This window comes from Geodermatophilus sp. SYSU D00525 (assembly GCF_054050475.1).
In genome coordinates this window covers 1-17,521 of sequence record NZ_JBJGZK010000018.1, presented here as the reverse complement: position 1 = coordinate 17,521, position 17,521 = coordinate 1, and the positions used below count along the sequence as shown (strand labels likewise).

The following is a 17,521-nucleotide window of genomic DNA, read 5'->3' as shown; positions in this document are numbered from 1 at the left end:
CGTGACGGCGACCGGCTCGCTCGACCCCGCCGACTGGCAGCAGCGGCGGACGTCGTTCGGGTCGGTCGCCGCCGACTACGCCGCGCTGCGCCCGGGCTACCCGGCCGACGCGGTGGCGTTCCTGCTCGGCAGGCGGCCGCGGCGGGTGCTCGACCTGGGCGCCGGCACCGGGCTGCTCACCGACGTCCTCGTCGCCGCCGGGCACGAGGTGCTCGCCGTCGACCCGTCGGCGGAGATGCTCGCCCAGCTGCGGACCCGGCACCCCGGCGTCCCGGCGCGGGTCGGCGGCGCGGAGGCGATCCCGCTGGCCGACGCGAGCGTCGACGCCGTCGTCGCGGGTCAGGCCGCGCACTGGTTCGACCCGGAGCCGGCCGCGGCGGAGCTGCGCCGGGTGCTGCGGCCCGGCGGCGTGGCCGGGTTCGTGTGGAACACCCGCGACGAGACCGTGCCCTGGGTCGCCGCGCTCGGCGCCGCACTCGCCACCGAGGCCCGCGGCCACGAGGCCGACCAGGGCGTCGTGGCGGCCTTCGCCGCGACGCTGCCCGCCGACGTGGCCACCGCGCGGTCGCGGGTCGTCCAGCGGGTCACCCCCGAGCAGGTCGTCGGCGGCATCGGCACCCGCAGCTACGTCGCGACGATGACCCCGGACGCCCGCGCCGCGTTCCTCGGCGGCCTCCGCGACCTGCTGGCCGGCCACCCCGACACGGCCGGGCGCGACGTCCTCGAGCTGCCCTACCGCACCGACGCCTACCGGCTCAGCCCGCGCTGAGCGCCCGGCCCTCCGCGATCGCCCGCAGCGCCGCCACGTGGGCGGCGAACGCCTCGCGGCCGCGCGCGGACAGCCGCAGCCAGGTCCGCGGCCGTTTGCCGACGTAGCCCTTGCGCACCTCGACGTAGCCCGCCCGCTCCAGCACGGCCACCGTCTTCGACAGCACCGAGTCGCTGACCTGCACGCCGTCGCGGACGAAGCCGAACTCCGCCTCCTCCGCCGCGGCCAGCGTGGCCACCACCGAGAACCGCACCGGCGCGTGGATCACCTCGTCGAGCGCGTGCCGCGGGTGCCCGGTCACCGCGGCCGCTCCCGCCAGGCACCCACCAGGCACGGCGCCGCGACGGCGACCGCCAGCGGCGCCCACCACGCCCAGCCGGAGGCCAGCCCGGGCACGGTGAGCCCCACCGCGAGCCCGAGGCCCAGCACCGCGCCCCAGACGCCCATGGCCACGCCGAAGCGGGTGGAGAAGCCGGCGCGCACCGAGCCGCGGCCGGCCAGCAGCGCCGCCGCCGCGCCCAGCACGGCCAGCGCGTAGACCACCGCCGCCGCCCCGACCCCGCGCTCGGACCCGGCCACCGGCTGGGCGAGGAAGAACCCGGCGCTCGCGCAGCCGAGGGTGAGCAGGAACGCCGACGCCGCAGGTCTCGCCTCCCGCCGCACCCGGGCGGCCGCGGCGTCGGCCTCGGCCAGCAGGGCGGTGGCGGACTCGGGCGTGGGAGCGGGCACGGCTGCCTCCTCGGTCGGGGTGCGCGACAGGGTGGCAACTACTTTCCACCCGGTCAAGTAGTTGCCAGCCGGGAGCCCACCGCGAACACCCGGCGGAAGGGCAGCACGGTCGTCCCATCCGGCCGCGCCGGGTAGGCCGCCCGCAGCGCCGCGGCGTACTCGGCGGTGAACGCGGCGGCGTCGGCGTCGTCGAGCAGCGCCAGCACCGGCCGCAGCACCGTGCTGCGCACCCAGCTCAGCACCGGGTCGGCGCCGCTCAGGACGTGCAGGTAGGTGGTCTCCCAGACGTCGGCGGACAGACCCGCCGCCGTGAGGACGTCGAGGTAGCCCGCCGGGTCGAGCACCGGGTCGGGCGGGGGAGCGGCCGCGGCCAGGCGGGGCGCCCACCGCGGCCCGGTGCACAGGTCGGCCAGCAGCCGGTGCGTCGGCGCCCGGTGGTTGCCGGGCACCTGCAGCGCCAGCCACCCGCCCGGCGCGAGGTCGCCGGCCCACCGCGCGAGCAGGTCCGCGTGCCCGGGCACCCAGTGCAGGACGGCGTTCGTGACGAGGACGTCGACCGGGCCGTCCGGCCGCCAGTCGCGGACGTCGCCCGGCACGAACCGCACCCGCCCGGGGACGGCGTGCGCGGCCGCGGCGGCGAGCATCTCCGGGGAGGAGTCGACGCCGGTCACCCGCGCGCCGGGCCAGCGCCGCGCGAGCGAGGCGGCCGGCTCCCCGGTGCCGCAGCCCAGGTCGACGACCTCGCGGGGTCCGCGCGCGTCCACCCGGGCCAGGAGGTCGGCGAACGGCCGCGCCCGCTCGCCGGCGTGGCGGAGGTAGGCGGCGGGGTCCCAGGCGGCGCTCACCCGCCGACCGTAGGACCCGGGAGCGTCGTCCCCGGCCGGTACCGTGGACCGGCCGACGCCCACCCTCCATGAGCCCGGGAGCCCCCGATCGACGCCTCTGGTCGCCTGCCCGGCCGCGGCCTGTTCGTCGCCTTCGAGGGTGGGGAGGGCGCCGGGAAGTCCACCCAGGTCCGGCGGCTGTTCGACTGGCTCGGGCTGGTCGAGGTGCCGGCGCGGGTGACCCACGAACCCGGCGGCACGCCGCCCGGCGCCCGCATCCGCGCGCTGCTGCTCGACCCGGCCAGCGCCGGGCTGTCCCCGCGGGCCGAGGCGCTGCTCTACGCCGCCGACCGCGCGCACCACGTCGACACCGTGGTCCGCCCCGCGCTCGAGGCCGGCGAGGTGGTGGTCACCGACCGCTACGTGGACAGCTCGCTGGCCTACCAGGGCGCCGGCCGGGCGCTCGCCCTCGACGAGGTCCGGCGGCTGTCGGCCTGGGCCACCGGCGGCCTGGTGCCCGACCTCACCGTGCTCCTGGACCTCCCGCCCGAGGCGGGCCTGGCGCGCGCCCGCGGCCGCGCCGCCGCCGACCGGCTGGAGTCGGAGTCGGTGGAGTTCCACGAGCGGGTCCGCGCCACCTTCCTCGACCTCGCCGCCGCCGAGCCCGGGCGCTACCTCGTGCTCGACGCGCAGCGCCCCGCCGACGAGCTGGCCACGGCCGTCCGCGAGCGGGTCGCCGCGCTCATGCCGGGGAGGGTGGCGTGACCGCGGCCGACGGCGTCTGGGCGGAGGTCGTCGGCCAGCCGGCGGTGGTCGCGGAGCTGAAGGCCGCCGTCGCGCAGCCCGCCGCGATGACCCACGCCTGGCTGTTCACCGGGCCGCCCGGGTCGGGCCGCTCGGTGGCCGCGCGCGCCTTCGCCGCGGCGCTGCAGTGCCCCGCGGGCGGCGACGGCACCTGTCACGAGTGTCGGACGGTCCTCGCCGGGACACACGCGGACCTCACCGTGATCAACCCGGAGGGCGTGGTCATCACCGTCAAGGAGGCGCGTGAACTCGTCCGGGTGGCCGGTCGGGCGCCGTCCCAGGGGCGCTGGCAGACGATCATCATCGAGGACGCCGACCGCATGAACGAGAGCGCCGCCAACGCGGTGCTCAAGATGATCGAGGAGCCACCGCCGCGGACGGTGGTCATGCTCTGCGCGCCCAGCCTGCACCCGGAGGACGTCAAGGTCACCATCCGGTCCCGGTGCCGCGTACTGGGACTGCGCACCCCGCCCGTGGACGCCGTCGCTGACGTCCTGGTGCGCCGCGACGGGATCGACCCGGCGCTGGCCGCGTGGGCTGCAGCCGCGTCCGGTGGGCACGTCGGGCGGGCACGGAGCCTCGCCCGGGACGAGGGCGCCCGCCTGTCCCGCAAGGCCGTCCTCGACATCCCGCTCTCGCTCGTCTCCCTGGCTGCCTGCCTCAACGCGGCGGACGACCTGCTCGCTGCGGCGAAGGAGGAGACGTCGGCTGCGACCGGCGCCCTGAACGAGGCGGAGACGGAGGCGCTCAAGGCGAGCCTCGGGGTCGGGGCGCGCGGCCCGGGCGTCGCCGCGGCCAACCGTGGTGTCGCCACGCAGCTGAAGGAGCTGGAGCAGCGGCAGAAGGTGCGGGAGAGGCGCATCAGCCTGGACTCGTTCGACCGCGCCCTGGTGGACCTCGCCGCGCTCTACCGCGACGCACTGGTACTGGCAGCTGCGCCCGGAGAGCCGCTGCCGCTGGACCACCCCGACCGGCGGGCCGACGCCGAGGAGCTGGCCCGGCGGATCGGCGCCGAGGGTGCGCTGCGCCGGATCGACGCCGTCCTGGCCTGCCGCACCGCATTGGAGCAGAACGTGAAGCCGCAGGTCGCCGTCGAGGCGCTCACCGTGGCGCTGCGCCTGCCCACGGGGTGACCGCCGGGCCTGCGCGGGTGCGGCGGACCGGTGTCGTACTCTGGACGCCGCACGTCCGCCGCCTTAGCTCAGTCGGTAGAGCATCTCACTCGTAATGAGAAGGTCGTCGGTTCGATTCCGACAGGCGGCTCCCTCCAGCGGCCCTCCCCTCCGGGAGGGCCGCTGCGTCGTCCCTGGGGATCGGCGGTCCGCTCTGGCACGATCCCGCCCGTGGCCAGCGCACCCGCCGACGCACAGAGGTTGCGCGACCTCGCGCGGCTGCGTCGCGTCCGCGACCGGATCGACCGGGAGTACGCCCAGCCGCTCGACGTCGAGGCGCTCGCCCGGGGCGTGCACGTGTCGGCCGGGCACCTCAGCCGCGAGTTCCGCCGCGCCTACGGCGAGTCGCCGTACTCGTACCTGATGACCCGCCGCATCGAGCGGGCGATGGCGCTGCTGCGCCGCGGGGACCTGAGCGTCACCGAGGTCTGCTTCGCCGTCGGCTGCTCGTCGCTGGGCACGTTCAGCACCCGCTTCACCGAGCTGGTCGGCATGCCGCCGAGCACCTACCGGCGCCTCGCGGCGGAGTCCACCGCGGGCATCCCGGCGTGCGTCGCCAAGCAGGTCACCCGACCGGTCAGGAATCGAGAAGCCCCGGTGGGGACGCCGTCCCTAGCGTGACCGCCATGGACCTGACCATCCACTACACCTTCCTCCCGCACGACGACCCGGAGGCCTCGCTGGCCTTCTACCGCGACACCCTCGGCTTCGAGCTCCGCAACGACGTCGGGTACGGCGGGATGCGCTGGCTGACCGTGGGGCCGCCCGGCCAGCCCGCGACCTCGATCGTCCTGCACCCGCCGGCGGCCGACCCCGGCGTCACCGACGACGAGCGCCGCACGATCACCGAGATGATGGCCAAGGGCACCTACGCCTCCATCGTCCTGGCCACCAAGGACCTCGACGGCGCCTTCGAGCGGCTGCAGGCCGGCGACGCCGAGGTCGTCCAGGAGCCGGCCCAGCAGCCCTACGGCGTCCGCGACTTCGCCGTCCGGGACCCCGCGGGCAACCTCGTCCGCGTCCAGGAGGCCGGCTGAGCCGCCCGCCGTCCCGAGTCCACGACGCCCGCCCGGTGTCCGCCGGACGGGCGTCGTCCCGTGCCGGCCGTCACCCCCACCAGGTAGACAGCGACAGCGCCGCCGACGCAGGCGCCCACCGGATGGAGAGACGATGAGCACCGCCACCAGCACCGACCGGCGGGCGTCCGGGTCGCCCGCGGCCGACGCCCACGACCTGATCCGCGTGCACGGCGCGCGGGAGAACAACCTCAAGGACGTGAGCGTCGAGCTCCCGAAGCGCCGGCTGACGGTGTTCACCGGCGTCTCCGGCTCGGGCAAGAGCTCGCTGGTGTTCGGCACGATCGCCGCGGAGTCCCAGCGGCTGATCAACGAGACCTACAGCGCCTTCGTGCAGGGCTTCATGCCCACGCTGGCCCGGCCCGACGTGGACGTCCTCGACGGCCTGACGACGGCGATCATCGTCGACCAGGAGCGGATGGGCGCCAACCCGCGCTCCACGGTCGGCACCGCCACCGACGCCAACGCGATGCTGCGCATCCTGTTCAGCCGGCTCGGGCGGCCGCACGTCGGCGGGCCCCAGGCGTTCTCCTTCAACGTCGCCTCGATCAGCGGCGCCGGCGCGGTGAGGACCGAGCGGGGCGGGCGCGAGGTCAAGGAGCGCCGCGAGTTCAGCATCACCGGCGGCATGTGCCCGCGCTGCGAGGGCATGGGCCGGGTCAACGACATCGACCTGTCCGCCCTCTACGACGAGCGCAAGTCGCTCAACGAGGGCGCGCTGACCGTCCCCGGCTACAGCATGGACGGCTGGTACGGCCGCATCTTCACCGGCGCCGGGCTGCCCATGGACAAGCCGATCGCGCAGTTCACGAAGCGGGAGCTGGACACGCTCCTCCACAGCGAGCCGACGAAGATCAAGGTCGAGGGGATCAACCTCACCTACGAGGGCGTCATCCCCAAGATCCAGAAGTCGATGCTGTCCAAGGACGTCGACGCGATGCAGCCGCACGTCCGCGCCTTCGTGGAGCGGGCGATCACCTTCACGACCTGCCCCGAGTGCGGCGGCTCCCGGCTCAGCGAGGCCGCCCGGTCCTCGAGGATCCGCGGGGCGAGCATCGCCGACCTCTGCGCGATGCAGATCAGCGACCTCGCCGCGTGGGTCCGCGACCTCGACGAGCCCTCGGTGGCCCCGCTGCTCACGGCGCTGCGCGAGACGCTCGACTCCTTCGTCGAGATCGGGCTGGGTTACCTCTCCCTCGACCGCCCCGCGGGCACGCTGTCCGGCGGAGAGGCCCAGCGCACCAAGATGATCCGCCACCTCGGCTCCGCCCTCACCGACGTCACCTACGTCTTCGACGAGCCGACCGTCGGCCTGCACCCGCACGACATCCAGCGGATGAACGACCTGCTGCTGCAGCTGCGGGACAAGGGCAACACCGTGCTCGTCGTCGAGCACAAGCCGGAGGCCATCGCGATCGCCGACCACGTGGTCGACCTCGGGCCCGGGGCCGGCACCGCGGGCGGTGAGGTGGTGTTCGAGGGCACCGTCGAGGGCCTGCGGGCCAGCGGCACGCTGACCGGGCGGCACCTCGACGACCGGGCCGCGCTCAAGACCTCCGTGCGCACGCCGACCGGCGCGCTCGAGGTCCGTGGCGCCCGTACGCACAACCTGCAGGGCGTCGACGTCGACATCCCGCTCGGCGTGCTCGTCGTCGTCACCGGGGTGGCCGGGTCGGGGAAGAGCTCGCTGGTCCACGGCTCGGTGGCGGGCCGGGAGGGCGTGGTGACCGTCGACCAGACCGCGATCCGCGGCTCGCGGCGGAGCAACCCGGCCACCTACACCGGGCTGCTGGAGCCGATCCGCAAGGCGTTCGCCAAGGCCAACGGCGTCAAGCCCGCGCTGTTCAGCGCCAACTCCGCGGGCGCCTGCCCCACCTGCAACGGCGCGGGCGTCGTCTACACCGACCTCGGGATGATGGCCGGCGTCGCCACCCCCTGCGAGCAGTGCGAGGGCCGGCGGTTCGACGCCTCGGTGCTCGAGTACCACCTGGGCGGCAGGGACATCAGCGAGGTCCTCGCGATGCCGGTCGCCGAGGCGCGGGAGTTCTTCGGCTCCGGCGAGGCCCGCACCCCCGCCGCGGCGAAGGTGCTCGACCGGCTCGCCGACGTCGGGCTCGGCTACCTCACCCTCGGCCAGCCGCTCACCACGCTGTCCGGCGGCGAGCGGCAGCGGCTGAAGCTGGCCGCGCAGATGGCCGACGAGGGGGCCGTCTACGTCCTCGACGAGCCGACCACGGGCCTGCACCTCGCCGACGTCGAGAACCTGCTCGCCCTCCTCGACCGGCTCGTCGACTCCGGCCGGTCGGTGGTCGTCATCGAGCACCACCAGGCGGTCATGGCGCACGCCGACTGGATCGTCGACCTCGGTCCCGGGGCCGGCCACGACGGGGGCCGGGTCGTCTTCGAGGGCACGCCCGCCGACCTCGTCGCCTCCCGGTCCACCCTCACCGGCGAGCACCTCGCGGCCTACGTCAGCGCCTGACGCGGGCTGGCCGAACCCCTCTCCTTCGAGGGGGGACCGGGAGCCGCGGGCTCAAAGAGGAACAGGAGCGGCCGATACCTCTCCCGTCGGCGCCCGGTACCACGCGGCGCCGGAGGAGGGGACCCATGCACCACGACGCCGGTACGTCCACGCTCACCACCCGACTGGTCCTGCGGCTGGCCGCCGACCTCGGAGGTGACGGCTCGGTCGACCGGGTGCTGGCGCGGGCCGGGCTCGGCGACCGGCGGGCGGAGCTCGAGGGCCTGCACGGCCGGGTGCCCTACGGGGTCAAGGCGGCGCTCCTGGACGCGGTGGCCGCCGAGCTCGGGGACCCGGGGATCGGCCTGCGCCTCGGGGAGGCCGCGCTGCAGGACCCGGCCCTCGCGCCGTTCCGGGCGGTGGTCCGGGCCCTCGGCTCGCCGGAGGCCGTGCTGCGCTCGGTGTCGCGGGTGTCCACCCGGCTGGACACCGCCGCGGTCTTCCGCTGCCTCGGCGCGGACCCCGGCGCCGCTCGCGTGGGGTGGCGGGTCCTGCCGCCGGACGTCCCGAACCGGGTCGACTGCGACTACAACACCGGGATGCTCCGGCAGGTGACCGTGGTGTTCGGGCTCCCCGCGGCGGAGGTGCGGCACGAGGCCTGTCAGGTCGACGGCGCCCCGGAGTGCGTCTACGAGGTCAGCTGGGTGCCGCGGCGCAGGACCTCCCGGAGGCCGTGGCGCCGGCGTCCCGCGGCCCGGCCCGACCTGGACGCGGCGCTCCTGTCCGACGAGCGGCTGGCGATCCTGCAGGACGCCATCGGTGACCTGGTCTGCGGTGCCGACGTCGAGCAGACCCTGGACCGCGTCACGTCCCGCGCGGACCGGGCGCTGCACGCCCCCGGCCACCTGCTCGACGTCCGCCTGCCGGACGGGGCACGGCACGTCCGGACCCGTGGTCTGGGCACGGAGGTCGTGGACCGTCTCGGCGACACCGTCCTCGAGCCGGGTCTGCAGCGGGTGGGGGACGCCGAGGTGCTGGCCGTGCCGGTGGCCGCGGCGGACCGCGCCTACGGCGTCCTCGCCGCCGTCCTGTGGCCGGGGCAGGCGTTCTTCCCCGAGGACGAGGCGGTGCTGGCGGCCTTCGCCCGGCACGCGGCGGTGGGCCTGCAGACGTCGGCCCTGCTCGCCGAGGCCCGGGAGCACGAGGAGACCGCCCGCCTGCTGCTGACCGTCGCGCGGTCCCTGGCCGGCCAGGGGTCCGTGCACCGGATCGCCCAGGTGGTCGCGGAGGCCGTGCCGGTGCTCTGCTCGGCCGAGCGCTCGGCGGTCGCCCTGTGGGAGTCCGGCCGTGAGTCGGTCCGGATCGCGGGGGCGAGCGGCTGGAGCGGCGAGCTGGCCGACCGCGTCGCCCGCTACGCGACCGACACCTCGCAGAGCCCGGAGCTGTGCGAGATCGTCCGCCACGGCCGGCCGCTCCTCGTCGACGCCTCGGGCTCGCCCTGGGCGCGCGGCGTCCTGGAGGAGTTCGGGGTCCGCGCGATGGCCGGTGTGCCGATCGCCGTCGGCGAGCGGTTCGTCGGGATCGTGCTGGCGCACTGGGTGCACCGGCAGCCGCCCACCACGCTGGGGGAGACGCTCGTCGAACGTCTCTGGGGCCTCGCCGGCATCGCCGGCGTCGCGCTGGAGAACAGCCGGCTCGCCGGTGAGGTCGAGTGGCAGGCCGCGCACGACGCCCTCACCGGGCTGCCGAACCGCGAGACGTTCGAGGCCCGCCTGCAGCAGCTCGTGGCGCCCGGCGACCGGTCCGCCGGCTGCGCGGTGCTGTTCTGCGACGTCAGCCGGCTGAGCAGGGTCAACGAGAGCCTCGGGCACGAGGCCGGCGACGAGGTGCTGCGGCAGGTCGCCGACCGGCTCCGGTCGGTGCTGCGCGAGGGCGACGTGCTGGCCCGCTACAGCGGTGACCAGTTCGCCGTCGCCCTCCCGGGCGTCGGGGCGACGGGGCTCGCGGCACTCGGCGACCGGGTCGCCGCGGCCGTCACGACCCCGGTGACGGTGGCGGGCGAGGACGTGTTCGTCGACCTCGTGACCGGCACGGCGGCGACGGACCCCGCGGACGCGCCCGCGGAGTCGGCCCGCGAGCTGGTCGCCCGGGCCGCCGAGGACCTGCAGCGGGCCAAGGCCCGGCTGCGCGGCGGCCGCACCACGCGGATCGCCTCCGCGCACGAGCTGCGGCTGGAGACCGACCTGCACGGCGCCCTGGCGCGCGCGGAGATCGAGGTCCACTACCAGCCGCAGGTCGACCTGGTCAGCGGGCGGGTGGCGGCCGTGGAGGCGCTGGTCCGGTGGCGGCACCCCGAGCTCGGCTCCGTCCCGCCGGACGTGTTCGTCCCCCTCGCCGAGGCCGGCGGCCTGATCGGGGACATCGGCGCGCACGTGCTCCGCGAGGCCTGCGCCACCGTCGCGCGGTGGCGGTGCGAGGGGCTCGACCTCGACGTGGCCGTCAACGTGTCCCCGCTCCAGCTCGCCGACCCCGGCTTCGCCGACCTGGTCGAGGCGGTCCTGCGGGAGACCGGGCTGCCGAGCCGGGCGCTGACGGTGGAGGTCACCGAGAGCCAGGTGCTGTCGGAGGCTGCGGTGCGCAACGGGCACCTCGCGCGCCTGCGCGGGCTCGGTGTCGGCGTGTCCGTCGACGACTTCGGCACCGGGTGGTCCTCCCTGGCCCAGCTGCGCCGGCTCCCGGTCACCGAGGTCAAGATCGACCGCTCCTTCACGGCGGGGATGACCGACGGCGACGGCCCGGTCGTGGCCGGGGTCGTCGGCCTCGGCCGTGGTCTCGGACTGCGCGTGGTCGCCGAGGGGGTCGAGACCGCCGAGCAGGTCCGCCGGCTCGCCGCCCTCGGGTGCGACCGGGTGCAGGGGTACCTCGTCGGCCGGCCCGCCCCGGCCGGGGAGCTGGCGGAGCGGCTGCACACCGGACCGGTCCTGCCGGCCGACGTGCCGCGGCCGCGGGTGCCCGTCCCCGGCTGAGGCCGGTGGCGTGCCCGCCGGCACCTCCCCCGACGGGGGGAGGGTGACCTCCCGGGGTGCGCCCGACTGGAGATCCGCGTCCCCGCTGCCGATGCAGCTGGGGAACGTGACCGCGAGGACCTGCCGCGGACCGGGTGGTCCCCCGTCGTCACGTGCGTGACCGGGCGAGCGAGGAGGACGACGATGGGGACGCCGGGAGTCGACTACCCCGAGGACAGGGCCGTGCTCGACGTGAAGGCGGTCAGCCGGGACGACGTGCTGACCAGCTTCGTCGAGGAGGCGACGGGCGGCGAGCTCGTCGTCAGCGTCGGGGAGGACGCCTCGCGGCGCCGCGTCCGCCTCGACGTGGGCGAGCGCATGGAGCTCATCTGGCGGGGGCCCGAGGAGCTGCGCTCCCTGCCGGTCGAGCTCGCCGAGGTCCGCACCGGCGACGCGCCGACCTGGCGGCTCCGCGTCGTCGGCCCCGCCTCGCGGGGGCAGCGGCGGTCCGCGGTCCGCACCCCGCTGTCGCTGCCCGTCGAGCTCGGCGCCGGCGAGACCCTGCTGTCGGGGACCACCGTCGACCTCAGCGAGGGCGGCACGCGCTGCATCCTCGGTGGCAAGCGGGAGGTGGGAGCGGCCCTGGAGGTCGGCGCGGTCCTGCCGGTCACCGTGGACCTGGACGGCACCCGGGTGTCGGCCAAGGCCGAGATCGTCCGGCGCCACCCGCGCGAGGACGAGCGCACGGAGCTGTCGCTGCGCTTCGTGGGCCTGGGCGAGAAGCGCGAGGACCTCATCCGCCGGCGGGTGTTCGCCGAGCTGCGCGACCTGCGCTCCCGCGGCCTCATCTGACCCCGGCGGCTGCGCCAGACTGCCGGCGTGGACAGAGCCCTCCTCAGCGCCGTCGCCCACCGCTGGCACCCGGTCGCGGCCCCCGTCTCCGACGACGCCCTCGCCCGGCTGGTCGCCCGGATGGCCCCGCCCGAGGACGGCCGGGTGCTCGACCTCGGCTGTGGCTCCGGCGCCTGGCTGCTGCCGCTGGTCGCCGCCCACCCCGGCGTGGTCGGCGTCGGCGTCGACACCTCCGCCCCCGCCCTGGACGCCGCCCGGGACCGGGCCGCACTCGGTGGCCTGGTCGGCCGGGTCGAGTTCGTGCAGGCCGACGCCGCGGCCTGGCGCGGCGGGCAGTTCGACGTCGTCGTCTGCATCGGCGCCACGCACGCCTTCGGCGGGCCCGCCGGGACCCTCGCCGCGGTGCGCGGCCACCTGCGCCCCGGCGGCCGGGTGCTGTTCGGCGACGGCTTCTGGGAGGCCGGGCCCGGCGAGGCGGCGCTGGCCGGCCTCGGCGCCGAGCCCGGCGAGCTGCCGGACCTGCCCGGGCTGCTGGCCGAGGTCACCCGCGCCGGCTTCGAGCCCGGCTACGGCCACCTGTCCACGCTCGCCGAGTGGGACGAGTACGAGTGGTGCTGGACCGGCGCGGTCACCGAGTGGGCGCTGACCGAGGCGACCGGGGAGGACCGCGCCGCCGCCCTGGAGGCCGCCCGCGCGCACCGGCGGCAGTGGCTGGAGGGCTACCGCGGTGAGCTGGGGTTCCTGACCCTCGTCCTGCACGACACGAGGCGCTGACACGACGACGGCGGTGCACCCCGTGGAGGGGTGCACCGCCGTGCGTCGTCCGTCGTGCGCTCGGAGGGCCGGTGGATCGCCCGGGGCGGCGGTCAGTGGCCGCCGGCCTCCTGGGCCCGCTTGATGGAGGCGTCGATCTCGGCCTGGGCCTCGGCCCGGCCGACCCACTCGGCGCCCTCGACCGACTTGCCCGGCTCGAGGTCCTTGTAGGTCTCGAAGAAGTGCTGGATCTCCAGCCGGTCGAACTCCGAGACGTCGGTGATGTCCTGGAGGTGGGCCATGCGGGGGTCGGTGGCCGGCACGGTGAGGACCTTGTCGTCCCCGCCCTTCTCGTCGGTCATCCGGAACATGCCGATGGCCCGGCAGGTGATGAGGCACCCGGGGAAGGTCGGCTCCTCGAGCAGCACGAGGGCGTCGAGCGGGTCGCCGTCCTGACCCAGGGTGTGCTCGATGTACCCGTAGTCGGCCGGGTACCGCGTGGAGGTGAACAGCATCCGGTCGAGCCGGATGCGTCCGGTGGCGTGGTCCAGCTCGTACTTGTTGCGCTGGCCCTTGGGGATCTCGATCGTCACGTCGAACTGCACGGCACGTAGTGTGGCCCACCGGTATCAGGCCCACCGGCGCAGGTCCGCCCCGGGGTCTCGTACGGGGGGTGGGCAGCATCGCGCCGAACGGTCCGACGACGGTCACGCCGAGCTACCGGCGGCTGCGCCGGCGCCTGCTGATCGGCGCCCTGGCGCTCCTGCTGGTGGCCGCGCTGGTCGTCGGCGGGGTCCTGTTCCTGACCCGGGACGACGCCGCCCCGGACGCCGCCGGGCCCGCCGCGGTGCTGCCCGACGTCGGCGACCCCGCGCCCGTGCTCGCCGCGCTGTCCTCCGACGCCCCGGCGCCCGACCCCGACGCGCTCGCCGCGGAGCTGGGCCCGCTGCTGTCGGTCCCGGCGCTGGCCCGGGGGGTGAACGCCGAGGTGGTCGACGTCGCCACGGGGGAGACCCTGTTCGACCAGGGCGCCGCTGACCAGGTGACCCCGGCCTCGACGGCCAAGCTGCTGACCTCCGTCGCGGCGCTGACCACCCTGGACCCCGACGACACGCTCGGGACGACGGTCGTCGCCGGGTCCGCCCCGGGCGAGGTCGTCCTCGTCGGCGGCGGTGACCCGACCCTGTCCACGACCGCCCCCTCGCTCACCTACCCGGGCGCGGCCACCGTCGCGGACCTCGCGGCCCAGGTGCTGGCCGCGCTGCCGCCGGGCACGACGGTGAGCCGGGTCGTCGTCGACACCTCGCTGTTCGAGGGGCCGCTGACCGCGGAGGGCTGGGGGCCCGAGGACGCCCCCTCGAGCTACGCCGCCCCGGTCACCGCGGCCGCCGTGGACGGCGCGCGGGTGGTCCCGGGGGAGAACGCCCGCAGCGGCCAGCCCGGCACCGACGCCGGGCGGGCGCTGGCCGAGGCGCTCGGCGCCCCCGGCGCGGCGGTCGAGCTCGGCGAGGCCCCCGACGGCGCCACCACCCTGGGCAGCGTCCGCTCGGCACCGGTCGCGCGGCTGGTCGAGCAGGCGCTGTCGCAGTCGGACAACCTGCTGGCCGACTCCCTGGCCCGCCACGTCGCCCTGGCCCGCGGCCTGCCGCCCACCTTCGAGGGCGCGGCGGAGGCGGTCACCGGGGCGCTGGCCGACGCCGGCCTCGACACCCCCGACGTCGAGCTGTACGACGGCAGCGGCCTGTCCCGGCTGGACCTGGTCACCCCCGACCTGCTCGCCGACGTGGTCACCGGCGCCGCCGACGGCTCCCTGCCCGGCGCGTCGGCGGTCGTCTCCGGGCTGGCCGTGGCCGGCTACGACGGCACGCTCGCCGACCGCGGCGACGCCGACCCGGCCACCGCGCCCGGCGCGGTGCGCGGCAAGACCGGCACGCTGCTCGGCGTGCACGGCCTCGCCGGCACGGTGGTCACCGCCGACGGCCGGCTGCTGGCCTACGCGCTGGTGGCCAACGGCACCACCGGCGGCGGCGGGCCCGAGGAGGCGGCGCTCGACGCGGTGGCCGCGGCCCTGGCCGCCTGCGGGTGCCGCTGAACGGGGCCGACGCCCGGCCTCCGCGCGTACGGTGAGGCGATGACGAGCAGCGCACTGGTCGACTGGGAGCTCGCCGGGCGCACCGCCCGCCGCCTGGCCGGGCCCGGGCCCGCCACCACGCGGGAGGAGGCCGCCGCCGTCGTCCGCGAGCTGCACGAGGCCGCAGCGGCCGCCGTCGCCCACGTCGAGGGCCTGACCGGGCTGCACCCGGTCGCGGGCGGCCCCGTGCCGGAGGTCGCCGTCGTCGACCGGCCCGGCTGGATCGACGCCAACACCACCGGCATGGCCGCCCTGCTGGACCCGCTGGTCACCGCGCTCACCGAGCGCTCGGAGAACCGGCCCGGGCCGCTCGCCACCGCGATCGGCTCGCGCGCCACCGGCGTCCAGGCCGGCGGGCTGCTGGCCTTCCTGTCCTCCCGCGTCCTCGGCCAGTACGAGGTGTTCGGCACCGGCGGGCGGCTGCTGCTGGTGGCGCCGAACGTCGTCGACGCCGAGCGCAAGCTGGGCGTGGACCCGACCGACTTCCGCATGTGGGTGTGCCTGCACGAGGTCACCCACCAGCTGCAGTTCACCGCCTTCCCGTGGCTGCGCGACCACCTCGAGGCGCAGATCGCCGAGTTCGTCGAGGCCACCGACCTCAGCCCCGACGCGCTGCGCGACCGGATGTCCGACCTGGTCCGCGGGATCGCCGACGCCGTCCGCGGCGGGGACGGCGACGAGGGCTCCCAGGGGCTGATGGCGCTGGTGCGCGACCCCGAGCAGCGCGCCGTCCTCGACCGGGTCACCGCCGTGATGAGCCTGGTCGAGGGGCACGCCGAGTTCGTGATGGACGGCGTCGGTCCCGACGTCGTGCCCTCGGTCCGCACGCTGCGCAAGCGCTTCGCGCAGCGCCGCAAGGGCCGCGGCCCGCTCGACCGCGTGCTGCGCCGGCTGCTGGGCCTGGAGCAGAAGATGAAGCAGTACGCCGACGGGCGGACCTTCGTCGGCGGTGTCGTGGACCTCGTCGGCATGGAGGGTTTCAACCGGGTGTGGACCGGGCCCGAGACCCTGCCGCTGGTCGAGGAGCTCACCGACCCCGCCCGGTGGGTCGAGCGGGTGCACGGCCGCCCGGCCGTGACCGCCTGACCGCCGGGGCGCGGTGAGCGGCCCGCCGGTCCCGGTCGCGCAGGTCCGCGGCGCCGTCCGGCCGGGCCTGCGGGCGTCCGGGCAGCCGGTGCTGGTCGCCGTCAGCGGGGGAGCGGACTCCCTCGCGCTGGCCGCCGCGGTCGCCTTCGAGGCGCCGCGCGCCGGGGTGCCCGCGGGCGCGGTGACCGTCGACCACGGCCTGCAGCCGGGCTCGGCGCAGCGGGCGCGGGACACCGCCGGCCTGCTGCGCGGGACGGGGCTGGACCCGGTCCTGGTCGTCCCGGTCGAGGTGGGGACCGACGGCGGCCCCGAGGCCGCGGCCCGCGCCGCCCGCTACGCGGCCCTGGCCCGGTGCGCGCGGGAGCGCGGCGCGCGGATCGCCCTCGGCCACACCCTCGACGACCAGGCCGAGACCGTGCTGCTCGGGCTGGGCCGCGGCTCGGGCCCGCGCTCGGTGGCCGGGATGGTGGCCGAGCGCCCGCCGTTCTGGCGGCCCCTGCTCGGCGTCCGCCGGGCCACCACCCGCGCCGCCTGCGCCGCCCTGGGCCTGCCGGTCTGGGACGACCCGTGGAACACCGACCCGGCCTACCGCCGCGCCCGGCTGCGCGCCGAGGTGCTGCCGCTGCTGGAGGAGGTCCTCGGCGGCGGCGTCGCCCCGGCCCTCGCCCGGACGGCGGACCTGCTGCGCGAGGACCTCGACGCCCTCGACGCGCTGGCCGGCGACCACCTCGCCCGGCTCGCCGGGCCGGACGGCCTGCCGGTGCCGGACCTGGCGCGGCTGCCGGCCGCGCTGCGCCGCCGGGTGCTGCGCGGCTGGCTGCGCGGGGCGGGGGTCGGCGACCTGCAGGCGGTGCACCTGGCCGCCGTCGACGCGCTGCTCACCGGCTGGCGCGGGCAGGGGCCGGTGGCCCTCCCGGGCGGTGCGGAGGCGCTCCGGGCGTCTGGCAGGCTGGTGCTGCGGCCCGCCGGCTCCCGGGGCGGGAGGGCCGGAACCGCCCCCGACCCCGAGGAGCAGGCCCCGTGAGCGAGACCGCGTCGACCCCTGTCGAACTGGGGCCCGACCACGGCTACGGCCCCGACATCGACCACGTGCTGCTGTCCGAGCAGCAGATCCAGGACAAGATCACCGAGCTGGCCGATCAGATCGCGCGGGACTACGAGGGCCGGGAGGTCCTGCTCGTCGGCGTCCTCAAGGGCGCGGTGCTGTTCATGAGCGACTTCGCCCGGGCGTTGCGGCTGCCCACCCAGATGGAGTTCATGGCCGTCTCCTCCTACGGCAGCTCCACCAGCTCCTCGGGGGTCGTGCGCATCCTCAAGGACCTCGACCGGGACATCTCCGGCATGGACGTGCTCGTGCTCGAGGACATCATCGACTCCGGGTTGACCCTGTCCTGGCTGCTCAAGAACCTGGGCAGCCGCCGGCCCGCCTCGCTGGAGGTGTGCGCACTGCTGCGCAAGCCCGACGCGATCAAGGTCGAGGTGCCGGTGCGCTACGTCGGCTTCGACATCCCCAACGAGTTCGTCGTCGGCTACGGCCTCGACTACGCCGAGCGCTACCGCGACCTCCCCTACATCGGGACGCTCAAGCCCGAGGTCTACGCGTCGTAACTGCGGTCCTACCGGACCGCACCGCGGCCAGGAGCCGTCCCCGGCCTGCGCCGAGCCCACCCGTCGCACCCCTCGCGGAGCCCTCCGGGCCCCACTCGGGCACGACACCGCGGCCAGGAGCCGTCCCGGCCTGCGCCGAGCCCACCCGTCGCACCCCTCGCGGAGCCCTCCGGGCCCCACTCGGGCACGACACCGCGGCCAGGAGCCGTCCCGGCCTGCGCCGAGCCCACCCGTCGCACCCCTCGCGGAGC

Annotated in this window: 17 protein-coding genes and 1 tRNA gene; 14 read left to right on the top strand and 4 right to left on the bottom strand. The window is 76.5% G+C overall.

Going from position 1 to position 17,521, the window contains the following annotated elements; all coding sequences use genetic code 11:
- Position 1 precedes the first annotated feature (1 nt).
- The gene (locus tag ACI796_RS15365; RefSeq protein WP_456942095.1) at positions 2 to 769 is read left to right on the top strand and encodes a class I SAM-dependent methyltransferase; all 768 of its coding nucleotides are present in this window, start codon (positions 2 to 4) and stop codon (positions 767 to 769) included.
- On the opposite strand, the gene ACI796_RS15360 is transcribed toward ACI796_RS15365, so the two are convergent.
- Genes ACI796_RS15360 through ACI796_RS15350 form a run of 3 tightly spaced genes read right to left on the bottom strand, consistent with a single transcriptional unit; the run spans position 756 to position 2,343 of the window.
- The gene (locus ACI796_RS15360; RefSeq protein WP_456942094.1) at positions 756 to 1,070 is read right to left on the bottom strand and encodes a winged helix-turn-helix domain-containing protein; all 315 of its coding nucleotides are present in this window, start codon (positions 1,068 to 1,070) and stop codon (positions 756 to 758) included. The genes ACI796_RS15365 and ACI796_RS15360 overlap by 14 nt on opposite strands.
- Positions 1,067 to 1,498 carry a hypothetical protein gene (locus tag ACI796_RS15355; RefSeq protein WP_456942093.1) on the bottom strand — a complete coding sequence of 144 codons (432 nt, stop codon included), beginning with the start codon at positions 1,496 to 1,498 and terminating at the stop codon, positions 1,067 to 1,069. Before ACI796_RS15355 ends, ACI796_RS15360 begins: the two co-directional genes overlap by 4 nt.
- Before the next feature lie 53 nt (positions 1,499 to 1,551).
- The gene (locus ACI796_RS15350) at positions 1,552 to 2,343 is read right to left on the bottom strand and encodes a trans-aconitate 2-methyltransferase (RefSeq protein WP_456942092.1); all 792 of its coding nucleotides are present in this window, start codon (positions 2,341 to 2,343) and stop codon (positions 1,552 to 1,554) included.
- Positions 2,344 to 2,430: 87 nt separating this feature from the next.
- Here ACI796_RS15350 and tmk point away from each other — a divergent pair, with 87 nt between their 5' ends.
- The 9 genes from tmk to ACI796_RS15305 all read left to right on the top strand — a co-directional run bounded on the left by tmk (position 2,431) and on the right by ACI796_RS15305 (position 12,466).
- Positions 2,431 to 3,087: a dTMP kinase gene (gene tmk / locus ACI796_RS15345; RefSeq protein ID WP_456942160.1), complete on the top strand. Its 657-nt coding sequence runs from the start codon at positions 2,431 to 2,433 to the stop codon at positions 3,085 to 3,087.
- On the top strand, positions 3,084 to 4,259 hold the full coding sequence (locus tag ACI796_RS15340) for a DNA polymerase III subunit delta' (RefSeq protein ID WP_456942091.1): 1,176 nt from the start codon (positions 3,084 to 3,086) through the stop codon (positions 4,257 to 4,259). The genes tmk and ACI796_RS15340 overlap by 4 nt, the downstream gene beginning before the upstream one ends.
- A gap of 57 nt (positions 4,260 to 4,316) precedes the next feature.
- Positions 4,317 to 4,389, top strand: a tRNA-Thr gene (locus ACI796_RS15335).
- Between the two features lie 80 nt (positions 4,390 to 4,469).
- Positions 4,470 to 4,919 (top strand): helix-turn-helix transcriptional regulator, encoded by a 450-nt coding sequence (locus tag ACI796_RS15330; RefSeq protein ID WP_456942090.1) that lies wholly within the window; start codon positions 4,470 to 4,472, stop codon positions 4,917 to 4,919.
- A gap of 5 nt (positions 4,920 to 4,924) precedes the next feature.
- Entirely contained in the window at positions 4,925 to 5,335 is a 411-nt protein-coding gene (locus ACI796_RS15325; RefSeq protein WP_456942089.1) for a VOC family protein, read from the top strand.
- A gap of 133 nt (positions 5,336 to 5,468) precedes the next feature.
- A complete protein-coding gene (locus ACI796_RS15320) occupies positions 5,469 to 7,856 on the top strand; it encodes an ATP-binding cassette domain-containing protein (protein WP_456942088.1) in 2,388 nt (795 codons plus the stop codon).
- A gap of 125 nt (positions 7,857 to 7,981) precedes the next feature.
- Positions 7,982 to 10,861, top strand: a complete 2,880-nt coding sequence (locus ACI796_RS15315) for an EAL domain-containing protein (protein ID WP_456942087.1) — start codon at positions 7,982 to 7,984, stop codon at positions 10,859 to 10,861.
- Positions 10,862 to 11,044: 183 nt separating this feature from the next.
- Positions 11,045 to 11,692 (top strand): flagellar brake protein, encoded by a 648-nt coding sequence (locus ACI796_RS15310; RefSeq protein WP_456942086.1) that lies wholly within the window; start codon positions 11,045 to 11,047, stop codon positions 11,690 to 11,692.
- A gap of 27 nt (positions 11,693 to 11,719) precedes the next feature.
- Complete coding sequence (locus ACI796_RS15305; RefSeq protein ID WP_456942085.1) at positions 11,720 to 12,466, top strand: SAM-dependent methyltransferase; 747 nt, start codon at positions 11,720 to 11,722, stop codon at positions 12,464 to 12,466.
- A 92-nt stretch (positions 12,467 to 12,558) separates the two neighbouring features.
- On the opposite strand, the gene ACI796_RS15300 is transcribed toward ACI796_RS15305, so the two are convergent.
- Positions 12,559 to 13,050: an inorganic diphosphatase gene (locus tag ACI796_RS15300; RefSeq protein WP_456942084.1), complete on the bottom strand. Its 492-nt coding sequence runs from the start codon at positions 13,048 to 13,050 to the stop codon at positions 12,559 to 12,561.
- A gap of 68 nt (positions 13,051 to 13,118) precedes the next feature.
- On the opposite strand from ACI796_RS15300, the gene dacB reads away from it, so the two are divergent.
- From dacB to hpt, 4 genes are read left to right on the top strand one after another with little or no spacing between them, the layout of a single operon-like run.
- Positions 13,119 to 14,537 carry a D-alanyl-D-alanine carboxypeptidase/D-alanyl-D-alanine endopeptidase gene (dacB, locus tag ACI796_RS15295; RefSeq protein ID WP_456942083.1) on the top strand — a complete coding sequence of 473 codons (1,419 nt, stop codon included), beginning with the start codon at positions 13,119 to 13,121 and terminating at the stop codon, positions 14,535 to 14,537.
- A gap of 39 nt (positions 14,538 to 14,576) precedes the next feature.
- Positions 14,577 to 15,662: a zinc-dependent metalloprotease gene (locus tag ACI796_RS15290; RefSeq protein WP_456942082.1), complete on the top strand. Its 1,086-nt coding sequence runs from the start codon at positions 14,577 to 14,579 to the stop codon at positions 15,660 to 15,662.
- A 13-nt stretch (positions 15,663 to 15,675) separates the two neighbouring features.
- Positions 15,676 to 16,686 carry a tRNA lysidine(34) synthetase TilS gene (gene tilS, locus ACI796_RS15285; protein WP_456942081.1) on the top strand — a complete coding sequence of 337 codons (1,011 nt, stop codon included), beginning with the start codon at positions 15,676 to 15,678 and terminating at the stop codon, positions 16,684 to 16,686.
- On the top strand, positions 16,683 to 17,270 hold the full coding sequence (hpt, locus tag ACI796_RS15280) for a hypoxanthine phosphoribosyltransferase (protein ID WP_456942080.1): 588 nt from the start codon (positions 16,683 to 16,685) through the stop codon (positions 17,268 to 17,270). The genes tilS and hpt overlap by 4 nt, the downstream gene beginning before the upstream one ends.
- Positions 17,271 to 17,521: the final 251 nt, after the last annotated feature.

What these genes read in the sequence shown, in the direction of transcription:
- ACI796_RS15315 (WP_456942087.1), top strand. Translation starts at nt 7,982, where the DNA reads ATGCACCACGACGCCGGTACGTCCACGCTCACCACCCGACTGGTCCTG.
- ACI796_RS15325 (WP_456942089.1), top strand. Translation starts at nt 4,925, where the DNA reads ATGGACCTGACCATCCACTACACCTTCCTCCCGCACGACGACCCGGAG.
- ACI796_RS15310 (WP_456942086.1), top strand. Translation starts at nt 11,045, where the DNA reads ATGGGGACGCCGGGAGTCGACTACCCCGAGGACAGGGCCGTGCTCGAC.
- ACI796_RS15290 (WP_456942082.1), top strand. Translation starts at nt 14,577, where the DNA reads ATGACGAGCAGCGCACTGGTCGACTGGGAGCTCGCCGGGCGCACCGCC.
- ACI796_RS15320 (WP_456942088.1), top strand. Translation starts at nt 5,469, where the DNA reads ATGAGCACCGCCACCAGCACCGACCGGCGGGCGTCCGGGTCGCCCGCG.